The following is a 20482-nucleotide window of genomic DNA, read 5'->3' on the forward strand; positions in this document are numbered from 1 at the left end:
TTTATTCCCCTTTCGCTTCAAGCTTTTTATAAAGATCGATAAACTCTGCTGCTAATTCTTTCACTGTAATCGCATTCATTAAATGATCTTGTGCGTGAATTAAAAGAACACTAACCTCTGTTTTTTCTCCTCTTGCTTCTGATTGTATGAGCTCTGTTTGGAAATGATGCGCTTCATTAATCGCTTCTTTTGCCTTTACCATCGCTTCATCTGCTTCTACCATTTTCCCCTGTTTGGCAAATTGAAGTGCCTCCATCGCAAAGCTTCGTGCGTTACCACTATTTAAAATCAATTGGAATGGAATTTGTTCTGCTGTAGTCATCATAATTACCGCCCTCTCTATAAGGTTCAACCGATTTAAATACCCCTTCAGTTTGAACATGTCTATTAAAGTATGAATTTATTAATGATAGTTTAGTGTTCATATAGATGTTTTTCATCTTTTTGAACATGATATAAAGGTAATTGTTCTCACAGGTATCGTTGTCTATGAGAACAATTACTATATTACATAGGTAAAGAATTACTATTACCTTGCGCTGCTGCTTTTTCAGTACGAACAACTGAACGGTCACATAACACAACGAATGGATAATAAATTACCATTGCAATTACAAAGTTGAATAACTGTAGAATTGCACCAGAAATATGTCCACCTGTTACAAGATAACCACTAATAATTGGTGGTGTTGCCCATGGAATCATCACAACTGTTTTTGGTACCCACCCCATAGATATAGCTGTATAAGAAGTAATTACTAATACAATTGGTGTTAGGATAAAAGGTAAGAATAAAATTGGATTTAAAATAATTGGTGTACCAAATATTACTGGTTCGTTAATGTTAAATGCACCAGGTCCAATTGATAAGCGAGATACACCACGTAATTGTGCACTTTTTGCTACGAGTAATACCACTACTAAGAATGCTAATGTCGCACCAGAACCACCAAGGTATACGAAAGTATCAAAGAATGGTTTTGTAATAATATTTGGAACATCAAATGCAGATGTACCACCTTTGAATAAATTCATATTTTTCTCTAATGCCGGTAAGTATAATGGCTCAATAATACCACCAACGATATTAGGCCCATGTAAACCGAAGAACCAAAGAAGATGAACAAGGATTACAATGATAATTGCACTTGGTAATGTCCCTGCTAAACTTTGCAGTGGTGATTGAATCGTATTAAAAATAAATTCATGAACACTTGTACCAGATAATTTCACTGCTAATTGAATACCTGCAACTACTGTTAAGATAACAAATGCTGGAACTATAGCTGCGAAAGATCTTAAAACTGCTGGTGGTACTCCATCAGGCATTTTAAAAGTAATGTTTCTTTGTACAAAGAAACGGAATACTTCAGTAACAAGGAGTGCCACAATAATTGCTACAAATAACCCTTGTGCACCTGTCCAAGCTAAGTTCAATCCGCCTTCTTTCGGTGTTGTTGGTGTAAGAATAATTAACGCACCAAATGAAATAATACCTGCTGACAAACCATCAACGCCGTAAGATTTTGCTAAGTTATAACTTGTTGTAAATGCTATGATTAGTGCTAGAATCGCGAAAGAACCAGTCCACATTCCGCCGCCGACTTGTTTCCACGTTTCACCAAACAAACCTTTCATGAAATCTTGGAAAACTTCAGATGGAAAACCATTAATTAGTGATGCCAGTGCACCAACTAAAATAAGTGGCATAACTGCAATAAATCCGTCACGGATCGCAGCTAAGTGACGTTGCGATCCGATTTTACCAGCGACAGGAACAATATATTTCTCCATAAATGCAATAAACTTTTGCATTTCGCTTCCCCCCTAATTATTTTTTAAGTGTTAATGCGTGATCTAAAACTGCTTCTCCATTCATCATGCCGTAGTGCATTGGATTGATAACGTCGATTCCAACGTTTTTCTCGTCAGCAAGCGTTTTCATTGAAGAGAGCATATAACGAACTTGTGGTCCTAGTAATAATACATCTGCTTGGTCGATATTGTTTTTTACTGCATCCCCAGATACAGCCCAAATCTTTCCTTCTAGACCGCGAGCTTTTGCAGCCGCTTCCATTTTTGTAACTAGTAAACTTGTAGACATCCCTGCTGAACAACATAATAAAATATTCATTTGAAAATCCCCCTTGTGTAGTATAAAAAATTTATGTTTATTTATTTTTCTTTACGCTATTTATTAATGCAATTAGCGTGCCAACTTTTTAAAACCACTAAAATCAGTGCTTTTTCGAGCATTTCCTTTGTGTGTTAACGCTTTCAATTAGTGTGTCGTTCAAAAAACACACAGTGTGTTATAAAACAACACGCTTTTAACACATAACTGTATGAAAATAGATTAGTGTTTAGTCGTCTAGTTGTGTTTAATATGAAAAAACACTAAAAAAACTTTTTCAATGAAAAATAATTCATTATTTTAACCCACTATTTAGTGAAATAAAAAAACCTTGCATAAGCAAGGTTCATTCATCCACCGACATCTTCCTATATAACTCTACAAACTCACTCGCTAATTCTTTCACCGTAATTGCATTCATTAAATGGTCTTGCGCGTGTACCATTAAAAGAGTAACTTCGGTCTTTTCGCCACCAGCCTCTTTCTGGATAAGCTCCGTTTGTACGCGGTGCGCCTCCTTTAATTCCTCTAGTGCTTCTTGTAATTTAGCTTCAGCTTCTGTAAACTCCCCACGCTTCGCACAATCAATTGCTTCCATTGAACAACTTCTCGCGTTTCCCCCATGCAAGATTAAATGAAAAGCTTTCGTCTCTATCGTATCCATTGTAGTTCTTTACTCCCCCTTTTCTTCCGCCAGTTTTTGTTTATCCCATATTTTTAAGAACGGTAAATAAATGAAGAATGCTAGCGCAAAGTTAACAAGTTGCAAAATAACACCTGAAATTTTCCCGCCCGATCCTAAATATCCACTAAAAAGAATAGGTGTCGTCCAAGGTACAGCGGCCCCACTCGGACGTGCAACCCATCCCCATTCCATTGCAAAGTAAGAAACAATTGTTAGCACGACTGGAACTAATATAAATGGAATTAGTAAAAGTGGGTTCATCACAATTGGCATACCAAAAGTTACCATCTCATTAATATTAAATATACCAGGTGCAATTGACAATCTCCCTAAACTTTTTAATTGTTGACTTCGCGCAAATAGTAACATTCCGACAACTAGAGCAAGCGTTGCACCAGAACCGCCCATATAAATCCATAAGTCAAAAAACTGTGCCGTAATCGTATTTGGTACATCTTGCCCAGCTTGAAAAGCAACTCGGTTTTGATCCATTAACGACAACCAAACGGGGCTCATTACACCACCAACAATAGTAGCACCATGAATTCCACAAGACCAAAGAACATGAACGAGAATAACTGCTATTATTGCGCCCCAAAGACTAGCACCAAGTACACTAAGCGGTTCCTGTAAAATTTGTCCTACAATATTATGGATACTGCCAAAAGAAGTATTTTCTATAATTAAGCGTAAAATCCAAATAACTGTTACAACAATAAATCCTGGAACAAGTGCTGCAAATGAACGCGTGACAGCTGGTGGAACTGTCTCTGGCATCTTTATAATTATCTTTTTTTGTACAATAAACCGATAAAGTTCAGTAGATATAAGTGCAATAATCATTGCTACAAATAACCCTTGGCTTCCCATTAATGCAGCTGGGATAGCTCCTTCTACAAGTACACTTTCTTTTGTACTTGGTATAATATATGCAACTTGAAATGGAGTCGCAAGTAAAAACGTCACAAGCGACAATGCCCCGGATGCTAAAGCATCTACTTTATAATACTCTCCAAGTCTGTAAGCGATTCCAAAAACAGCTATTAAAGCCATTATATTAAAAGTTGCACTAACTGGATACCCTAAAGCTCGCTGCCAATTCTCCCCAAACAAACCTGCCATAAAATCGTTATATCCCGGTATCGGCAGTGCACTAATAATGAGGAAAAACGATCCAATAATTAAGAAAGGCATCGTTAAAATAATTCCATCTCGAATTGCTTGTAAATGCCTCTGCTCTGCAACCTTCCCTGCTACCGGCATCACATACTTCTCTAAAAACCGTATCATCTATCCCACTCTCCTCATGGTTTCATTAACAAAGCTGCTTGCAAGATAGCTTCTCCATTACAAAGTCCGTAATGAACAGATTGAATGACATCAACAGGTATCCCTTTATCCTTACATAATTCTTTCATTTTCGGTAATAAATAACGTACTTGCGGTCCAAGTAAAAGGACATCAGCTTTATCAATATGACTATTCACTTCAGAACCTGATACTGCCCAGATTGTTACTTCTATCCCTCTTGCCTCTGCTGCTTTCTCCATCTTTGTAACAATCAAACTGGAAGACATTCCCGCTGCACAGCAAAGTAAAATATTCATCCCGCTTCCCTCCCCCTTTTTCTCTACCTAAGTTATGGTGCACTCCTTGCCACCACTAGGTTACAAATATATATGTCTAGATTTCCTGCTGTATGCCGAGCTTAAAAACAAAAATTTCTTGATTTTCACGCTATTCCATTTATCCGTATTCTCCTAGTAAAGAGACCCCTAACTCGCTATAATGATTCAGTATGATTTTTTTAATTGATAGGAGGATATATTTATGAAGGCATATCGCTTTCCACTTATTTTATTATCTTCTATCCTAATTGGTGGTTTCATTGGTTATTTCATGGGTGCCGATGCAGTTGCTTTAAAGCCGCTTGGTGACATTTTCTTAAACTTAATGTTTACGATTGTTGTACCTCTAGTGTTCTTTAGCATCGCATCGTCTATTGCTAATATGGATGGATTAAAACGTTTCGGTAAAATTATGTCTAGTATGGCTGGGACTTTCTTATTTACAAGTATTTTAGCTGCTATTTTTATGATTATTGTCGTGAAAGTATTCCCGCCAGCACAAGGTGTTGTACTAGAACTAACACAACCTGACAAAGCCGGTAAAGCTGTTAGTGTTGCAGATCAAATCGTCGGTATTTTAACAGTATCTGACTTCTCGAAGTTACTATCTCGTGAAAATATGTTAGCTCTTATTTTCTTCTCTATCTTAATGGGGATTGCAACTTCAGCAGTTGGCGAAAAAGGAAAGCCATTTGCTACATTCCTACAAGCTGGTGCAGAGATTTCAATGAAGGTTGTATCTTTCATTATGTACTACGCTCCAATCGGACTTGCTGCTTACTTCGCAGCATTAGTTGGCGAATTCGGACCACAACTTCTTGGAACTTACTTCCGAGCAGCAATGGTATACTATCCTGCTTCTCTAATTTATTTCTTTGTATTCTTCACATTCTATGCATACCTTGCAGGTCGCAAACAAGGTGTACAAGTATTTTGGAAGAACATGGTCTCTCCTACAGTTACATCACTTGCAACTTGTAGTAGTGCCGCAAGTATTCCAGCAAACTTAGAAGCAACAAAGAAAATGGGTATTTCTTCAGACGTTCGTGAAACAGTTGTCCTTCTTGGTTCTACTCTTCATAAAGATGGCTCTGTTTTAGGCGGCGTATTAAAAATTGCTTTCTTATTCGGTATTTTCAACATGGAATTCGAAGGACCGAAAACATTAGCAATCGCACTTGTTGTTTCTCTATTAGTAGGAACAGTAATGGGCGCTATTCCAGGCGGCGGTATGATTGGTGAAATGTTAATCGTTTCTTTATATGGCTTCCCGCCAGAAGCATTGCCAATTATCGCAGCAATCAGTACAATCATTGATCCTCCTGCAACGATGTTAAACGTAACAGCAGATAACGCTTGTGCCGTAATGACAGCTCGCCTTGTAGAAGGTAAGAACTGGATCAAAAACAAATTTGCTTAATAAATAGAAAGAGGATGCTCCAAACGAGCATCCTCTTTCTTTGTTGTTAATCCATTCCGCCACAAATTTGTTAAAACCTTCACAAATATTCCACACCTCTTATCCATTCTCCGTACTATAATCATGTATGGAAAAGGAGATGGATCTAATGACTCAAAGCGCACCAGAATTTAAAGTTTTGCAAAGCATTGCATTTCTCGCTGTCGTTTTGCAAAGTTCTTTATTATATACAATGAATCAAGGAAATGTCTTACTTGAGGAATCCCTCATTATGGGCATGCTATTTAATCTTGCAAAATTCTCAGCACCAGCATTCATATTTATCGTTGGATTTCACTTAATTCGTCACTATACGAAGCAATTAGTATATAAAGAATATATTTCTGAAAAAGCGATACACTTACTCATTCCGTATTTCTTTTGGTCTATTCTTTACTTATTAACAACAAACGATCTTATTACATTACAAAGTGGAATAAAAAGTTTATTACTCGGAACAGCCGCGCCCCATCTTTGGTACGTTATTATGATGTTCCAAATTCACTTATTGTTCCCTTTACTATGCACACTTTTTTATTGGTTTCAAAAACGAACAGAAAATAAAAAAGACATATATAAATATATGACCTTTTTCGCTTGCCTATATTTTCTATTAATGTGGTTCTCTTCTCACTATATTTTTAATGGAGAAAAATTAACAAGTTCAACAATTTTACATTATACAGATCGATCATTTCTATTCTACTCATTCTATTTCGTTATGGGCGGCATTGCCGCTGTAGCACTAAAAACTTGGCGTCTATTCGTCATGAAACATATCCCGCTTATAACAATATTATTTTTCATCTTATTTTTATTCATCAATTATGAGTTGTTTAGTTTTTACGGAGCAAACTCTATTCATTTAACTGTTTCTACCTATTTAAAACCATCTATGTTTTTATATATCGTATGCGAAATTATCATACTGTATGTGTTATCTATTATGATAGTACAGCGTCGTGGTTTCTTATATAAAACGTTACGTTTCATTGGAAATTACACGTATGGTGCTTATTTAGCTCATTTATTCTTCTTGCAACTATGCACAAAACTTCTTTCCTTATTCACGCTGCAAGAAAATACTATATTATATAGCCTATTACTATTTGTGTTAACGGCTATTATCTCTATTTCAACAATGGTCATTTGTAGCACAATACCATTTCATACTTGGATTACAGGTCCTTCTCCTACAACAAAGATGAAATGGACGAAGGTTGTATTACGAAAAAATCATAAAAAACTATTCAAGCCATATATTTGATATAATAATACGCATATAAAAAGAAAGCGAGAGACACCTATGATTAATCAAGTTGGACAAATTATGCTATATGTAAATAACCAAGACGAAACAGTACAATTTTGGACAGAAAAAGTAGGGTTCCAAATCATTGCGGAAGAAAATAACGGAAACGGATTCCGCTGGATTGAAATTGCACCGGCGAAAGAAGCAGGAACAAGCATCGTCCTTCACGATAAAGCGTTAATCGCGAAGATGCAACCTGAACTAAACCTAAATACACCTTCACTTATGTTCTTCTCAAATGACTTAGACCGTCTATATAAAGATCTTTCTGAGAAAAATGTCACAGTTGGACAGGTTGTAGATTTACCTACTGGTAGAGCATTCAACTTTGCTGATAATGAAAATAATTACTTTGCAGTAATGGAACGCAAATAAAAAATAAGCTATCCGAAAAAATCGGATAGCTTATTTCATTTTAAGAAACTTGTTCTGCATTCGTTTCTCTATGCTGTATATGGCTCGTGACCCAAGCAATTCCACCGGCAACAACGAGATAACATAACAATATTAAAATTTGCATTTGTAATTGCGACCAATCTCCTAAAGAGATAACATCTTGTAATCCTCTAAGAGAATGAGACATTGGGAGAAACTGTCCAATTTTGCTAAGAACAGCTATGTTTAATTCTCCTGGGAAAGTACCTCCGCTCGTCGCTAATTGCAGGACAAGAAGCGTTACCGCTAAGAACTTTCCAACAAGACCAAATACCGTTACTAGCATAAGAATAAATGTCATAAACGTAAAGGAAATAACAATACTTGATAAAACAAAGAGTGGCACACTTGCGACTTCTAATTTCATAACACCTAGCACAACTACATCTACGAGTAGAGCTTGAATAAGCCCAATTAAATATACCAATCCTAGTTTATTAATAAAATGTACCGTTCCGCTTACCTTCATGTTTTGTCTGCGGCCAAGAGGTAAAATATTCGATGCCATAATTCCGCCAACATAAAATGCAAGTGATAAGAAATATGGTGCAATGCCTGAACCGTAGTTAGGAACGTCAGAAACTGTTGACTTCACTAACTGAACTGGCTCTGAGAACATCGTATTGCGTGCATCATCATTACGAACATCCGCTATCTTCTCTGCGCCCTCTCCTAATTTCGTAGAAAGTTCTTTCGCACCATCATCAAGTTTAACAAGTCCATTTGTTAATTTACTAGCACCGTTATTCAGCTCCGTTCCACCACTCGCAAGCTGATTTACACCTTCTTGCAGGGATGTAAATCCATTTCCCCACTTCATAAATCCATCAGCCAAATTCGATGCACCATCTGCTATCTTTTTCGTTCCAGCAGTAGCTTCATTTAACTTAAATCCGAATGTATTCATGCCTTCTTCAATCTTATGTTGACCATCAGTTAGCTTCTTCGCACCTTGTGTCAATTGTTGTTGGCTATTATTTAAAGTACTTGTTGCTTTAGCTAGTCCATTAGACGTAGCAACAATTTTTTGAAAAGCGGGATCTTGCTGCACTTCTGGATGATTTTTCACGTACTCTTCTAATTGTTGTTTTACACTATTTGCCGCATTGTCCGCTTTCGCTTGCCCTTCAGCAAGTTTTTCATTTCCATTCACCCATTCATTTGTACCAGCACTTAATTCACTAATTCCTGATTGTAACGTTTTTTCACCTTGTGCTAATAACTCCATACCACTATGAAGTGATGTCGCTCCTTGACTCAGCTCATTTGCTCCCCCCGTTAAGGCAGATTGGCTAGACGCAAGCTTGTCACTTCCTTCTTTCAATTTCGATGTCCCGTCACTTAAACGATCAATACCATTCGCAAGCTGACTTGCTCCATTTTTTGCATCGGTCGTTCCTTCATGTAATTTCCCCGCACCGTTACTTGCATCACTCAACCCTTGTGCCAAATCTTGAAACTTTGAAAAGACACCTTCTGTATAAGATTTCGTAATACTGTTTGAGATTTTTGTTTTCATATTTTCAACAGCTGTCGTTCCAATTTGAGCCGCTACAAAGTTTTTACCTGGATTTACTTTGTACTGCAACTTTGCTGGCTCTGGTTTCTCATTCATAAGTGTACTTACCTTTTTAGAGAAATCTTCCGGAATCGTAACAACCATATAATATTTATCTTCTTTTAACCCTTCATCAGCATTTTTTTCTGATACGAAATGAAAAGCCAATTCCTTATTTTCTTTTAAATTTTTAACAAAATCGTCTCCTGCATGAATTGTTTTTTCATCCATCGCAGCGCCCTTATCTAAATTCACAACCGCAACAGGTAATTTATCTAATTTTCCGTACGGATCCCAATATCCAGCTAAAAAGAATCCTGAATAAATTAACGGAACGATTAATAAAAAAATTAAAGCGATACGTCCATGTTTATGGTGCCACATCGCTTTCCAATCTTTAAATATAAGTTTAATTCCCTTCATGAAACATACTCCTCTTCTAATTTAACACCCTTCGAATGGTTTAACAGATTTACTATACACGTCACTTTACATACTGTATAATACATCTTTAATTATTAATTCATTCCTTTTGGTCTATAGAAAGGAGACTCGAAATGGAACTGCTCCAGTTAAAATACTTTCAGACAGTTGCACGACTAGAACACATGACAAAGGCAGCTGAAGAATTGCATATCGCGCAACCTTCACTCAGCAAAACAATCGCTAGACTCGAAAAGGATTTAGGAGTCCCTTTATTTGATCGCCAAGGCCGACAGATTACTTTAAATTCTTTCGGAAAAGTATTTTTAAAACGAGTAGAACGTATTTTTCATGAATTAAGCGAAGGGCAGCGAGAAATTAAAGATTTAGCCGAATTACAACAAAGCTCTATTACGCTGGCCGTTTCTATTCCGAGAATATTACCAGAACTACTTGGCTCTTTTTTACTAGAACATCGTAACGTTCGATTCCAACAATTTCTTGCATCCACTCCTTCTATGAAACGACAACTAGATAATATAGAAATTGACTTTTGTATCTCCTCTGTGCCAATTGAAGGTGAGGAGATTGTTTGGGAACCACTTATTACAGAAGAAATTTTCTTAGTCGTCCCTTCAGGCCATCGTTTATCAGGCCGAGAAAATATCCACCTGCATGAAGTAAAAAACGAACCGTTTATTAGTATGAACACTGGCTATGGATTTCGACACTTAACGGATGGATTTTGCAAAGAAGCTGGTTTCACTCCGCATATTGCTTTTGAAGTAGATGAACCGACCGTGATTAGCGACCTCATTAAGCAAGGTCTCGGCATCGCTTTTGTTCCAAGTTTAACTTTATTAAAAAACTCTACTTTAGCATCAAGCAAGTTGCGTATTATTGAACCCAATTGTCAGCGAACCATCGGATTAAGTTGGTCAAAAAAACGCTACTTATCAAAAACAGCTCAGCAATTCCGTGAATTTGTGATTGATTACTTCTCCAACATTAGGACGTAAAATTATATCAACAAATAAAAGTTGCCACCCTCATATGGTGGCAACTTTTATTGTTCACTCTTTTTTAATTCCATTTCAGCTAAAAGTGGTAGTACATTATCAAAAATATGCGTATTATTATTTTCACCTGTTACATATCCACCGTAATATCTACTAAATACGTTATCATTTCGGAATGTGGCCATATGATCATACAATTCTTTCGCAAACTTTTTATCACCTGTTTGTAGTACGTACAAAATCGTTAATCCGTATGCGGCTGGCGATTCATAATTCACAGTTTGTTTTCCTGTTTCTAAATTGTAACGACCGTATAGCTTTCCATCCTCCTGGAATTTCTTCTTTATAAATTCCAAATAAGCAGCTGATGAAAGACCACCTAAACTTCGATGATATGCAACGTATGATTGGTCAATAAGATTCACTTCTTTATCGTACGTAAATGTACCATCTTCTTTATACTCTTTCGGGAATGCCCAGCCATGCCTTGGATAATCCGCTAAAAATTGAACGACTTCCTGGTATTGCTGAGCAGAAACTTTGTCGTACTTCTTCATATAGGAGAATGCACGTGGATTTATGTATGATGTTGTTACAAAATTATTTTGTTTCCCTACATCTGCATCATAATAATCAACATAATAATTATCTTTTTTATTATAACGAAGTACAGCATCACTTAATTGATCGGCAAGGTTTTTATAACGCTCTTCCTTATACATTTCATAAGCACGATATAATTGTTCTATAATACGAAGATCATCTATAAGTGCATTTGTAGCTGACTGCCTCTCTCCCTTTTCAGAGAGTTTCCATAAAACGATATGATTCTTATATACGAAATTATCTTGAATAACCTTTACTTGCTCATCAAATAACGCCTGATCATCTTTATCAAGTGTATATTGTAACCATAATCCCGCTGATTCTGATAAAGCTTCACGTCCCTTTGCTTCACCCGTACCTGCCTTAGTATCTACTAAACGATACGTGGCAAGCGTTCCATTGTCATTCACCATATGCCTTAAAATAAAATTTTCTGTACGGTTTCCTTGTAAAGCTGACCAAAATACAATTCCACCTAAAGCGATTAAGAAGATAACTCCAATCCCTATATATAAACGTTTCCGCAATCTTTTCACCTCCCTAGTAAGGCTAACCTTAATTTTATCAGAACATACATAAATTTAAAAAAGACAATCCACTAGATTGTCTCCCCCATTTCTATCCCTCGCAAACCTCTTTAGAAGGTTTATATAGCGATTGTACAAGTCGATCATATTCACGACGTGTAATCTCTTTATTATATAGCTTCAATAATAAATCTCTATGCTCTTTTGAAAATGCCATCTTTTTAATGACTTCAGGATACATAAAACACCCTCTCCATTTCACATAAATTTCTTCTTTCCGAAAAACAGAACTTATGTTCGCATAAAAGATTATAAAAGATTCCTGTAAAAAAAACAAACAAAACATGAGAAACTATTTATTTCTTTCTATTCGAAATATTACAACATTATATTATCATATTCACTTTTTAAATACATATATATTTTTGGTAGTTTTTTTGAATAAATCTTCCAATTCAATCAGAAAATAATGGCAAAAAAGAAGAGGAGTTTACATATGGATACGGTAACATTAGCAAGAGCATTTTTTGGTTCTTCATTAGCATTCCACATTATTTTTGCAACACTTGGCGTCGGACTTTCATTGATGATTTTTATAAGCGAAATACTCTATCACTGGAAGAAAGACTCCGACTATGCCATTATGGCGAAAAGATGGACAAAGGCGTTTGCTATTCTTCTCGGTGTAGCAATTCCAACTGGAACAATTGTTGGTGTGCAAATCTCACTTCTTTGGCCTGGTTTCGCCAAAATTGTTGGGCAAGTTATTTCTGTTCCCTTCCAAATTGAGATTTTCGCCTTCTTTTTGGAGGCTTTATTCATGTCGATTTACGTATATGCAGCCGATAAACTTCCTCCATTTATGAGATTAATCTCGCTATTTTTCGTCATGCTTGGTGCCACGGCATCCGCCGTGCTTATTACATCAGCAAATACATGGATGAATACACCAGCAGGCTTTTCAATGAATCCAGATGGATCTGTTTTTAACGTTGATCCGTGGAAAGCTTTCTTTAATCCAAGTTTTGGCACAAGTGCATTTCATGTCGTTATTACGGCTTATGCAACTGGTGCGGCTGTCATTGCTTCTATTGCTGGATTTAAATTATTGAAGAAAAATTTAAGTACACGTGAAATTGCTTATCATAAAAAAGGGCTGCTATTAGGGCTTGTGGTTACATTTATTACAGGCGCTACGATGTGGCTTTCAGGACATGAATCAGCGATTGCCTTACATAAACACTCACCTGAAAAACTTGCATCTGCTGAAGCTTTATTTGAAACGACATCACACGCACCGCTATCCATTGGTGGAGTTGTGGATCCTAATACACTTGAACTAAACTATGCACTTGAAATTCCAAACATGCTTAGCTTATTAGTGGGACTAGACCCTAGCACTGTCGTAAAAGGACTAAACGAATTCCCACAAGAAACATGGCCACCATTTTATACACATACACTATTCAACTTAATGGTCGGCACTGCTGCGTTTACCTTCGCTGTTGCAGCAATTGCGCTCTTATATTGGTACTTCGTTTACCGAAAAAAAGGAACAGAACTACCGAAGTGGCTACTTTTGGGGGCTGCCGCATGCGGACCAATTATGATGCTCGGTATTGAATTCGGATGGATTTTCAGTTGTAGTGGTCGTCAACCATGGACAATTTATGGTATGCAACGTACCGTCGATGCATCTACACACGCCGATTTCGTCGGTCCTTTATTTGTTTTGTTCATCATTTTATATATTGGACTCGCTATTTTAACAGTCATTGTTCTACGGACATTCTTTAGAAGACATCCATTAAAGAATGATTTACAACACCAAGGAGGCGATTCTCATGCATGAGGAAAGTATTGCAATCATCATCTTATGGGCCCTTATTTTCGTATACAGTATACTAGGGTCCATTGATTTTGGCGCTGGTTTTTGGGGCATGGTATACGCAAAACATCCGACGCTCGCTGCTAAACTTGCGAATCGGTACTTATCACCAACTTGGGAAGTAACAAATACGTTTCTCGTTTTCGTCGTTGTCGCATTTCTCGGCTTCTTTCCGAAAGCGGCCTTTACTCTTGCGACAGTAATGTTCGTACCAGTTATGTTAATTTTAGTGCTCATTGCAGTACGTAGTACATTTATGGTATTTGCTTACTCCTTGCCAAAATATCAATACCTTCTTCGGGTTATTTCAGGTATTACTGGTCTATTAATTCCAGCACTATTAATTACCGTTTTACCCGTTACAGAGGGAGCCTATATTACAATGTCTGAAGGAAAGGAAGTACTCCTATATGGAAAACTTCTTTCTAGCCCAGTTATCTACTGTTATATGCTCTTCGGACTAACTTCTGAACTATTTCTCTCCTCTCTCTTTCTTGCTGATTTTTCGAGAGAACAAAGTTCAGAAGATACGTATAGAATTTATAGAAGAAATGCTATCATCCTTGGTCCTGCAACGCTCGTTACGGCAATTATTGCCCTCGTTGTAATGGATCCAGAAACACATTGGCTTATGCAAGGATTAATAAAGCAATTCCCGTGGTTTACAGTTTCTATTGTTTTATTCGTTATCGGATACTCGTCCCTTTGGTGGACAAACAAAAAGTACAATACACTAGGATACCCTCGCATTGCCGTTTTAGCTGTCGTCGCTCAATATGCATTTGCAAGCTATGCTTACGGGGTCGCGCATTTACCGTATATTATTTATCCTGACGTAACTGTATTTACAAGCTTTACAACGAAAGAAACGTTCTATGCACTGCTCATTCTATACGCAATTGGGATTGCAATTTTATTACCAGGATTTATTTTCTTCTGGAACTTATTCTTGAAGGATCGTACTTTTTTGAAGGAAAAATAATATAGCATTGGAGTCTGTTCCAAAAGGCATTTTGGGATAGGCTCCTTTTTTCATGTTTTGTCGATAAGTCTATACATTTTAAAAATCGCTGATATATTTTCAGTTGCGCCGATATATTTCAATAATCGCTGATATATTTTAACTTGCGCCGATATATCTCAATAATCGCTGATATATTTTAACTTGCGCCAATATATCTCAATAATCGCCCATATAAATTTCATTTACTATCTTACTGCCCCAATAATTTATAGACTCCTCTCATAATAGTTATTTCACTATTCGTGACACTTGTCCTTTAGCTTGAAAAACACATATTCACTTCATCTCGTTATACGTCTAGTTCTTCTTATTTTTTGCTGAATATACTACCAATATAAACTTGAGACAAGCTACATCTGTTTAAGGGAAAATAGAAAGGTAGGCAAAATATGAGCATTGAAATATGGATTACTATTATTGTATTCTTCTTAACAATGATTGTTATCTTTTGGCGGCCTAGAGGTTTAAATGAGGCGTGGCCAGCAGCAATCGGAGCTGGTATCATCATAATTACTGGACTTGTATCAAAACCAGACATCATGGATATTATAAGTAAAATTGGCGGTGCTTCCATAACAATATTAGCAACTATTGTTATGGCAGTTATATTAGAAAGCTTCGGCTTCTTCCATTGGTCCGCAGCGAAACTAGCAAATCTAGCAGAGGGTTCTGGGCGCCGCTTATACTGGTATATTCAATTATTATGTTTTCTTATGACTCTTTTATTTAATAACGACGGTAGTATTTTAATTACAACTCCAATTTTAATTCTTCTTCTAAAAAACCTTCAATTAAAACCACATCAACAAATTCCTTATTTATTAAGTGGTGCTTTAATCGCTACGGCATCTAGTGCACCAATTGGTGTAAGTAATATCGTAAATTTAATCGCATTAAACATCGTCCATATGACTCTTTATATGCATACTGCTATGATGTTTGTACCTGCAACATTAGGCTTATTATTTATGTCATGGCTCATGTATACAGTTTTGAAGAAAAAACTTCCGAAAAAATTACCTGTTTCTTCATATGATATTGAAGAAATTTTCTTCACGAAAAACTTCCATCCACTAAAAGGAAATAATTCTGTTGATACGAAACAAAAACGGACAAGATTCATGTTAAAAGTATTAGGTTTCGTCTTCCTTATGCGCTGTCTTCTATTCGTTGCATCCTTCTTATCCATCCCAATTGAAATCGTTGCGGTACTTGGTTCACTCGTTCTGCTCATTTGGAGATGGTACTACTTACGAACAAATCCTGTCGACATTTTGAAAAAGACACCGTGGCACATTTTAATTTTCGCCTTCTCTATGTACGTCATTATTTACGGACTCCACAACGCAGGATTAACAGCTGCACTTGTACAATGGCTCGAGCCATTTGTGAATCAGCATCTACTCTATGCTAGCTTTGCGATGGGCGGACTTGTATCCATCCTCTCTAACGTCTTCAATAACCATCCTGCCCTTATGATTGGTACAATCACATTAACAGAAATGGGACTAGATCCAGTCACATTAAAAACTATCTATCTTGCAAACATCATTGGTAGTGACATCGGTTCACTATTACTACCAATTGGTACGCTAGCTTCACTCATTTGGATGTATATTCTGAAACAAAACAAAATTAAAGTAAAATGGAAAGACTATTTAAGTGTATCCCTTATCGTTATCCCGCTCACAACAGTCGTCACACTATTCCTCTTATTCTACTGGGTACATCTCTTCTTCGCCTTATAAACAACAGAAGCCCCATTTGCTACCGTCTTAGCAAATGGGGCTTCTTCTATAATAAAGTTAGGTACTACAGTGTGATCAATCAAGTAAAGAGGTGTAACATGTTATTGATATAAATGACTACCAGCTTCTTTAAATTCTTCTGCTTTCTCTTTCATTCCTTTTTCAATTGCTTCTGTCGTTTCTAAATCATTTTCTTTTGCATATTCACGAATATCATGTGAAATTCTCATACTACAAAACTTCGGTCCACACATTGAACAGAAGTGAGCTGTCTTTGCCCCTTCTGCAGGCAACGTTTCATCATGATATTCCATCGCACGTTCAGGATCTAAAGATAAATTAAATTGATCGCGCCAACGGAATTCGAAGCGTGCTTTTGAAAGTGCATCATCACGCTGATGAGCCGTTTTATGTCCTTTCGCAAGATCAGCCGCATGCGCTGCAATTTTGTACGTAATAACACCCGTGCGTACATCATCTTTGTTTGGCAAACCTAAATGTTCTTTCGGCGTTACATAACAAAGCATCGCTGTTCCAAACCAGCCAATCATCGCAGCTCCAATTGCAGATGTAATATGGTCATAACCTGGTGCAATATCTGTCGTTAGTGGCCCAAGTGTGTAAAACGGCGCGCCCTGACAAATATCAAGCTCTTTCTCCATATTCTCTTTAATTAAGTGCATCGGTACGTGTCCAGGTCCTTCAATCATAACTTGCACATCATGTTTCCAAGCAATTTTGGTTAATTCACCAAGTGTTTCAAGCTCAGAAAACTGTGCTTCGTCATTGGCATCTGCAATAGACCCTGGACGTAATCCATCTCCAAGAGAGAACGAAACATCGTACTGCTTCATAATTTCACAAATCTCTTCAAAGTGAGTATATAGGAAGTTTTCTTTATGATGGAATAGACACCACTGCGCCATAATCGAACCACCGCGCGAAACGATACCTGTCGTACGCTTTGCCGTGATTGGAATGTAACGAAGCAATACACCAGCGTGAATCGTAAAGTAATCAACGCCTTGCTCCGCCTGCTCAATTAACGTATCACGATATACTTCCCACGTTAAATCTTCTGCAATTCCGTTTACTTTTTCCAGCGCTTGATAGATTGGTACAGTTCCAACTGGTACAGGCGCGTTACGAATAATCCACTCCCGCGTCGTATGAATATTTTTACCTGTAGATAAATCCATAATCGTATCTGCACCCCAGCGCGTTGCCCATGTCATCTTCTCTACTTCTTCTGCAATCGAAGAAGATACAGCTGAGTTTCCGATATTGGCATTTACCTTCACATGGAAATTACGCCCGATGATCATCGGTTCAGCTTCTGGATGATTAATATTCGCTGGTAAAATAGCGCGGCCTTCTGCGATTTCCTTACGAACAAACTCCGGCTCTACCCCTTCACGAATCGCAACGTATTCCATCTCAGACGTAATAATGCCATTACGTGCATAGTGCATTTGCGTAACGTTTGCACCTTGCTTTGCTCTAAGCGGCTGGCGATCCATTTGCGGGAAAACAGGTGTATGCTTCGAAGCTACTTTCACACCGTCATCCTCTGGTTTCACTTCACGCCCTTCGTATGCTTCTACATCACCACGCCCCATAATCCAAGAGTGGCGCGGCGTTGGAATTCCTTTTTCCAACTCGACCTTATACGCAGGATCTGTATAAGGACCGCTCGTATCATACACACGGATTGGTGGATTTGGGACGCCATTCGTTTCACTTTGTTCAATCTCACGCATCGGCACTTTCATACCTTCTCGTGGTCCATCCACATATACTTTCTTACTCCCTGGTAAACTAGATTTCAATTCAATTTGCTCAGCTGAAACAGATTGTTTCATAATTTTTGTTGCCCCCCTGTTCGTGACAAGGACGAGATATGGCCAGCGCATGCCAAAATAAAAAGAACCAGGTCCATAAAAAAATAAGGACCTGGCTCATAAAGACATCATTATGTAAAGCCGTTAACTTCCCTACGCTGGTACGAGCCAGATCAGGTCCAAAGGGTTAAGAAGTTCACGCGCTTCTCTCTCAGCCTACGCATACGTTAGGCACCCCTAGTTTATCACTGATTTAATTTTCAATACTTTCCCATCATACACGATAATCTGAAAAATGAAAAGTTTATTTCTTTTGCACTTTACGGAATCATCCAATTTAAATAATATGCCTGAACATAAGTCATAATCCCCACAATTATGACGAAGAACAAGCTATGCTTCACTGTAAAACGGAACAAATCCGATTCTTTTCCAGCAAGACCAACTGCTGCACAAGCGATTGCAATCGACTGCGGGGAAATCATTTTCCCTGTTACACCGCCTGTTGTATTTGCTGCAACGAGAAGCACTTCAGATACGCCGACTTGCTGCGCTGTAATGGCTTGTAAATTTGAGAACAGTGCATTCGCAGACGTATCAGACCCTGTTAGGAATACGCCAATCCAGCCTAAGAATGGTGAGAAGAACGGGAATAGTCCGCCAGTTCCGGCTAATGCTAACGCTAACGTAGAAGATAGACCAGAATAGTTTGCGATAAATGCAAACCCTAGTACAAATCCGATAGATAGAATTGGCATTTTTAATTCGATTAACGTTTCTTTAAATGTCACTGCTGCATCTTTTACATTCATTTTCAAAATAAACATGGAAATGATACAAGCAATTAAAATCGCTGTTCCAGTTGCCGATAATACATCAAACTTCAGAATTGCCTCGTAAGGCGTTGGTTTATTTACAATTGGCTCTGCTTTCATTACTAGATTATGCAGACCTGGAATTTCAAACTTAAATACAAGACTTTCTAAAGCCCCTCCTGGAGCGAATAATGCCTTAAAGAAACTTTGGCTCCAAATGACTACCATAACCGTTAATACGATAAATGGGGACCATGCCTTCACTACTTTTCCAAACGTTAATTTTGGCATCGATGCTACTGTCGTTGTTGCTGCTACTTCACTATTTGCTTGCCCGGATTGATAAGTTTCTTTCGGCTGCCAAACTTTTAAGAACAGCGCTAAACTAATTAAACTTACAAGTGCCGATGTAATATCCGGAAGTTCCGGCCCTAAAAATGTCGCTGTAATGAACTGCGTAATCGCAAATGAACTACCCGCTACAAGTAACGCAGGCCACGTTTGTCTTATACCTTTAAATCCATCCATTAAAAATACGATAAAGAATGGAACAAATAATGATAGGAACGGTAATTGATGCCCAGCCATTTGTCCAATTTTATGTGGATCAATACCTGTTACTTGTCCAGCAACTGTAATCGGAATTCCCATCGCTCCGAACGCCACTGGTGCAGTATTTGCAATCAAACAAAGACCTGCTGCGTATAAAGGATTTAACCCAAGACCCGCAAGAAGCGCTGCTGTAATCGCTACTGGTGCCCCAAATCCTGCCGCTCCTTCTAAAAATGCTCCAAATGAAAATCCAATTAAAATAACGAGTAGACGATGATCGTTCGTAATCGATAATACCGATGCACGAATCACATCAAATTGACCTGTTTTTACAGAAATTTTATATAAAAATACGGACATAATGATAATCCAAGCAATTGGCCATAACCCGTACAAAAAACCGTATCCGGTTGCTGCCATTGCCATCGTGAACGGCATTTTATAAGCGAATAACGCTACTAAAACTGTAAGTACAACTGTAATAAATCCTGCCACATACCCCTTCATGCGGAAAACTGCTAAAGCTAAGAAAAAAAAGATAATCGGAATAAGTGCGACCGCTGCCGAAATCCAAATGTTTCCGAATGGATCATAAACTTGTGTCCATGTGTTCATTGTTCTCTCCCCCTAAAGAATCCCCTTTTAAATAGAATAACCTCATCAATAGACTATCAGGTCATCATACCTTTAAGCCTAAAATAAAAAAACGTTTAAGAAAACGTTTTCAACAACTTTCATTTATACTGTACCATAACAATTTCTATTAAAAAAGATTTTTTTGAAAATTTTATTATTTAACAGAAAATCTTACAAAATCGTCACGTTCTT

General features: G+C 37.5%; 18 protein-coding genes and 1 riboswitch. Of the genes, 7 read left to right on the plus strand and 11 right to left on the minus strand.

The genetic code is table 11. The features are described from left to right. Position 1 precedes the first annotated feature (1 nt). The 6 genes from ACTFRY_RS21305 to ACTFRY_RS21330 all read right to left on the minus strand — a co-directional run bounded on the left by ACTFRY_RS21305 (position 2) and on the right by ACTFRY_RS21330 (position 4426). A complete protein-coding gene (locus tag ACTFRY_RS21305) occupies positions 2-325 on the minus strand; it encodes a PTS lactose/cellobiose transporter subunit IIA (protein WP_000989059.1) in 324 nt (107 codons plus the stop codon). Positions 326-507: 182 nt separating this feature from the next. Beyond that, a complete protein-coding gene (gene celB, locus ACTFRY_RS21310) occupies positions 508-1815 on the minus strand; it encodes a PTS cellobiose transporter subunit IIC (RefSeq protein WP_001168837.1) in 1308 nt (435 codons plus the stop codon). A 16-nt stretch (positions 1816-1831) separates the two neighbouring features. After that, positions 1832-2134 carry a PTS sugar transporter subunit IIB gene (locus ACTFRY_RS21315; RefSeq protein ID WP_001023563.1) on the minus strand — a complete coding sequence of 101 codons (303 nt, stop codon included), beginning with the start codon at positions 2132-2134 and terminating at the stop codon, positions 1832-1834. Positions 2135-2480: 346 nt separating this feature from the next. Continuing rightward, positions 2481-2798 carry a PTS lactose/cellobiose transporter subunit IIA gene (locus ACTFRY_RS21320; RefSeq protein WP_000379645.1) on the minus strand — a complete coding sequence of 106 codons (318 nt, stop codon included), beginning with the start codon at positions 2796-2798 and terminating at the stop codon, positions 2481-2483. A 9-nt stretch (positions 2799-2807) separates the two neighbouring features. Beyond that, the gene (gene celB, locus ACTFRY_RS21325; RefSeq protein WP_000617782.1) at positions 2808-4109 is read right to left on the minus strand and encodes a PTS cellobiose transporter subunit IIC; all 1302 of its coding nucleotides are present in this window, start codon (positions 4107-4109) and stop codon (positions 2808-2810) included. Between the two features lie 14 nt (positions 4110-4123). Beyond that, positions 4124-4426, minus strand: coding sequence for a PTS sugar transporter subunit IIB (locus ACTFRY_RS21330; RefSeq protein ID WP_001023554.1), 303 nt, complete (start codon positions 4424-4426; stop codon positions 4124-4126). Between the two features lie 223 nt (positions 4427-4649). Here ACTFRY_RS21330 and ACTFRY_RS21335 point away from each other — a divergent pair, with 223 nt between their 5' ends. From ACTFRY_RS21335 to ACTFRY_RS21345, 3 genes are all read left to right on the plus strand, one after another. Beyond that, positions 4650-5867, plus strand: coding sequence for a dicarboxylate/amino acid:cation symporter (locus tag ACTFRY_RS21335; protein WP_000649376.1), 1218 nt, complete (start codon positions 4650-4652; stop codon positions 5865-5867). Positions 5868-6015: 148 nt separating this feature from the next. After that, the gene (locus ACTFRY_RS21340; RefSeq protein ID WP_000194295.1) at positions 6016-7173 is read left to right on the plus strand and encodes an acyltransferase; all 1158 of its coding nucleotides are present in this window, start codon (positions 6016-6018) and stop codon (positions 7171-7173) included. 39 nt (positions 7174-7212) lie between these two features. Continuing rightward, the gene (locus ACTFRY_RS21345) at positions 7213-7593 is read left to right on the plus strand and encodes a VOC family protein (RefSeq protein WP_000610162.1); all 381 of its coding nucleotides are present in this window, start codon (positions 7213-7215) and stop codon (positions 7591-7593) included. Between the two features lie 40 nt (positions 7594-7633). Here ACTFRY_RS21345 and ACTFRY_RS21350 read toward each other — a convergent pair whose 3' ends face one another. Beyond that, the gene (locus ACTFRY_RS21350) at positions 7634-9634 is read right to left on the minus strand and encodes a YhgE/Pip domain-containing protein (protein ID WP_000676209.1); all 2001 of its coding nucleotides are present in this window, start codon (positions 9632-9634) and stop codon (positions 7634-7636) included. A 134-nt stretch (positions 9635-9768) separates the two neighbouring features. Here ACTFRY_RS21350 and ACTFRY_RS21355 point away from each other — a divergent pair, with 134 nt between their 5' ends. Then, on the plus strand, positions 9769-10653 hold the full coding sequence (locus ACTFRY_RS21355) for a LysR family transcriptional regulator (protein WP_000421942.1): 885 nt from the start codon (positions 9769-9771) through the stop codon (positions 10651-10653). 47 nt (positions 10654-10700) lie between these two features. Here ACTFRY_RS21355 and ACTFRY_RS21360 read toward each other — a convergent pair whose 3' ends face one another. Then, positions 10701-11786 carry a hypothetical protein gene (locus ACTFRY_RS21360; protein ID WP_044796204.1) on the minus strand — a complete coding sequence of 362 codons (1086 nt, stop codon included), beginning with the start codon at positions 11784-11786 and terminating at the stop codon, positions 10701-10703. Between the two features lie 91 nt (positions 11787-11877). Then, positions 11878-12027 (minus strand): hypothetical protein, encoded by a 150-nt coding sequence (locus ACTFRY_RS21365; protein WP_000283179.1) that lies wholly within the window; start codon positions 12025-12027, stop codon positions 11878-11880. Between the two features lie 255 nt (positions 12028-12282). Here ACTFRY_RS21365 and cydA point away from each other — a divergent pair, with 255 nt between their 5' ends. The 3 genes from cydA to ACTFRY_RS21380 all read left to right on the plus strand — a co-directional run bounded on the left by cydA (position 12283) and on the right by ACTFRY_RS21380 (position 16446). Then, on the plus strand, positions 12283-13638 hold the full coding sequence (cydA, locus tag ACTFRY_RS21370; protein ID WP_098616229.1) for a cytochrome ubiquinol oxidase subunit I: 1356 nt from the start codon (positions 12283-12285) through the stop codon (positions 13636-13638). Next, the gene (locus ACTFRY_RS21375) at positions 13631-14656 is read left to right on the plus strand and encodes a cytochrome d ubiquinol oxidase subunit II (protein ID WP_000544169.1); all 1026 of its coding nucleotides are present in this window, start codon (positions 13631-13633) and stop codon (positions 14654-14656) included. The genes cydA and ACTFRY_RS21375 overlap by 8 nt, the downstream gene beginning before the upstream one ends. A gap of 431 nt (positions 14657-15087) precedes the next feature. After that, the gene (locus ACTFRY_RS21380; RefSeq protein WP_098616228.1) at positions 15088-16446 is read left to right on the plus strand and encodes an arsenic transporter; all 1359 of its coding nucleotides are present in this window, start codon (positions 15088-15090) and stop codon (positions 16444-16446) included. Between the two features lie 101 nt (positions 16447-16547). Here ACTFRY_RS21380 and thiC read toward each other — a convergent pair whose 3' ends face one another. After that, complete coding sequence (gene thiC, locus ACTFRY_RS21385; protein ID WP_000814479.1) at positions 16548-18308, minus strand: phosphomethylpyrimidine synthase ThiC; 1761 nt, start codon at positions 18306-18308, stop codon at positions 16548-16550. 112 nt (positions 18309-18420) lie between these two features. After that, positions 18421-18536, minus strand: a riboswitch (TPP riboswitch). Between the two features lie 71 nt (positions 18537-18607). After that, entirely contained in the window at positions 18608-20269 is a 1662-nt protein-coding gene (lldP, locus tag ACTFRY_RS21390) for an L-lactate permease (RefSeq protein ID WP_098616227.1), read from the minus strand. Positions 20270-20482 lie beyond the last annotated feature (213 nt).

The organism is Bacillus cereus group sp. MYBK195-1 (assembly GCF_051916605.1).
Taxonomy (GTDB): Bacteria; Bacillota; Bacilli; order Bacillales; family Bacillaceae_G; genus Bacillus_A; species Bacillus_A cereus.

Bases quoted from the DNA above. Each gene is read 5' to 3' on its own strand.
- ACTFRY_RS21330 (WP_001023554.1), bottom strand. From the start codon at position 4,426: ATGAATATTTTACTTTGCTGTGCAGCGGGAATGTCTTCCAGTTTGATT.
- ACTFRY_RS21315 (WP_001023563.1), bottom strand. From the start codon at position 2,134: ATGAATATTTTATTATGTTGTTCAGCAGGGATGTCTACAAGTTTACTA.
- lldP (WP_098616227.1), bottom strand. From the start codon at position 20,269: ATGAACACATGGACACAAGTTTATGATCCATTCGGAAACATTTGGATT.
- ACTFRY_RS21375 (WP_000544169.1), top strand. From the start codon at position 13,631: ATGCATGAGGAAAGTATTGCAATCATCATCTTATGGGCCCTTATTTTC.
- celB (WP_001168837.1), bottom strand. From the start codon at position 1,815: ATGCAAAAGTTTATTGCATTTATGGAGAAATATATTGTTCCTGTCGCT.
- cydA (WP_098616229.1), top strand. From the start codon at position 12,283: ATGGATACGGTAACATTAGCAAGAGCATTTTTTGGTTCTTCATTAGCA.
- ACTFRY_RS21320 (WP_000379645.1), bottom strand. From the start codon at position 2,798: ATGGATACGATAGAGACGAAAGCTTTTCATTTAATCTTGCATGGGGGA.
- ACTFRY_RS21380 (WP_098616228.1), top strand. From the start codon at position 15,088: ATGAGCATTGAAATATGGATTACTATTATTGTATTCTTCTTAACAATG.
- ACTFRY_RS21345 (WP_000610162.1), top strand. From the start codon at position 7,213: ATGATTAATCAAGTTGGACAAATTATGCTATATGTAAATAACCAAGAC.
- ACTFRY_RS21340 (WP_000194295.1), top strand. From the start codon at position 6,016: ATGACTCAAAGCGCACCAGAATTTAAAGTTTTGCAAAGCATTGCATTT.
- ACTFRY_RS21355 (WP_000421942.1), top strand. From the start codon at position 9,769: ATGGAACTGCTCCAGTTAAAATACTTTCAGACAGTTGCACGACTAGAA.
- celB (WP_000617782.1), bottom strand. From the start codon at position 4,109: ATGATACGGTTTTTAGAGAAGTATGTGATGCCGGTAGCAGGGAAGGTT.
- thiC (WP_000814479.1), bottom strand. From the start codon at position 18,308: ATGAAACAATCTGTTTCAGCTGAGCAAATTGAATTGAAATCTAGTTTA.
- ACTFRY_RS21350 (WP_000676209.1), bottom strand. From the start codon at position 9,634: ATGAAGGGAATTAAACTTATATTTAAAGATTGGAAAGCGATGTGGCAC.
- ACTFRY_RS21305 (WP_000989059.1), bottom strand. From the start codon at position 325: ATGATGACTACAGCAGAACAAATTCCATTCCAATTGATTTTAAATAGT.
- ACTFRY_RS21335 (WP_000649376.1), top strand. From the start codon at position 4,650: ATGAAGGCATATCGCTTTCCACTTATTTTATTATCTTCTATCCTAATT.
- ACTFRY_RS21365 (WP_000283179.1), bottom strand. From the start codon at position 12,027: ATGTATCCTGAAGTCATTAAAAAGATGGCATTTTCAAAAGAGCATAGA.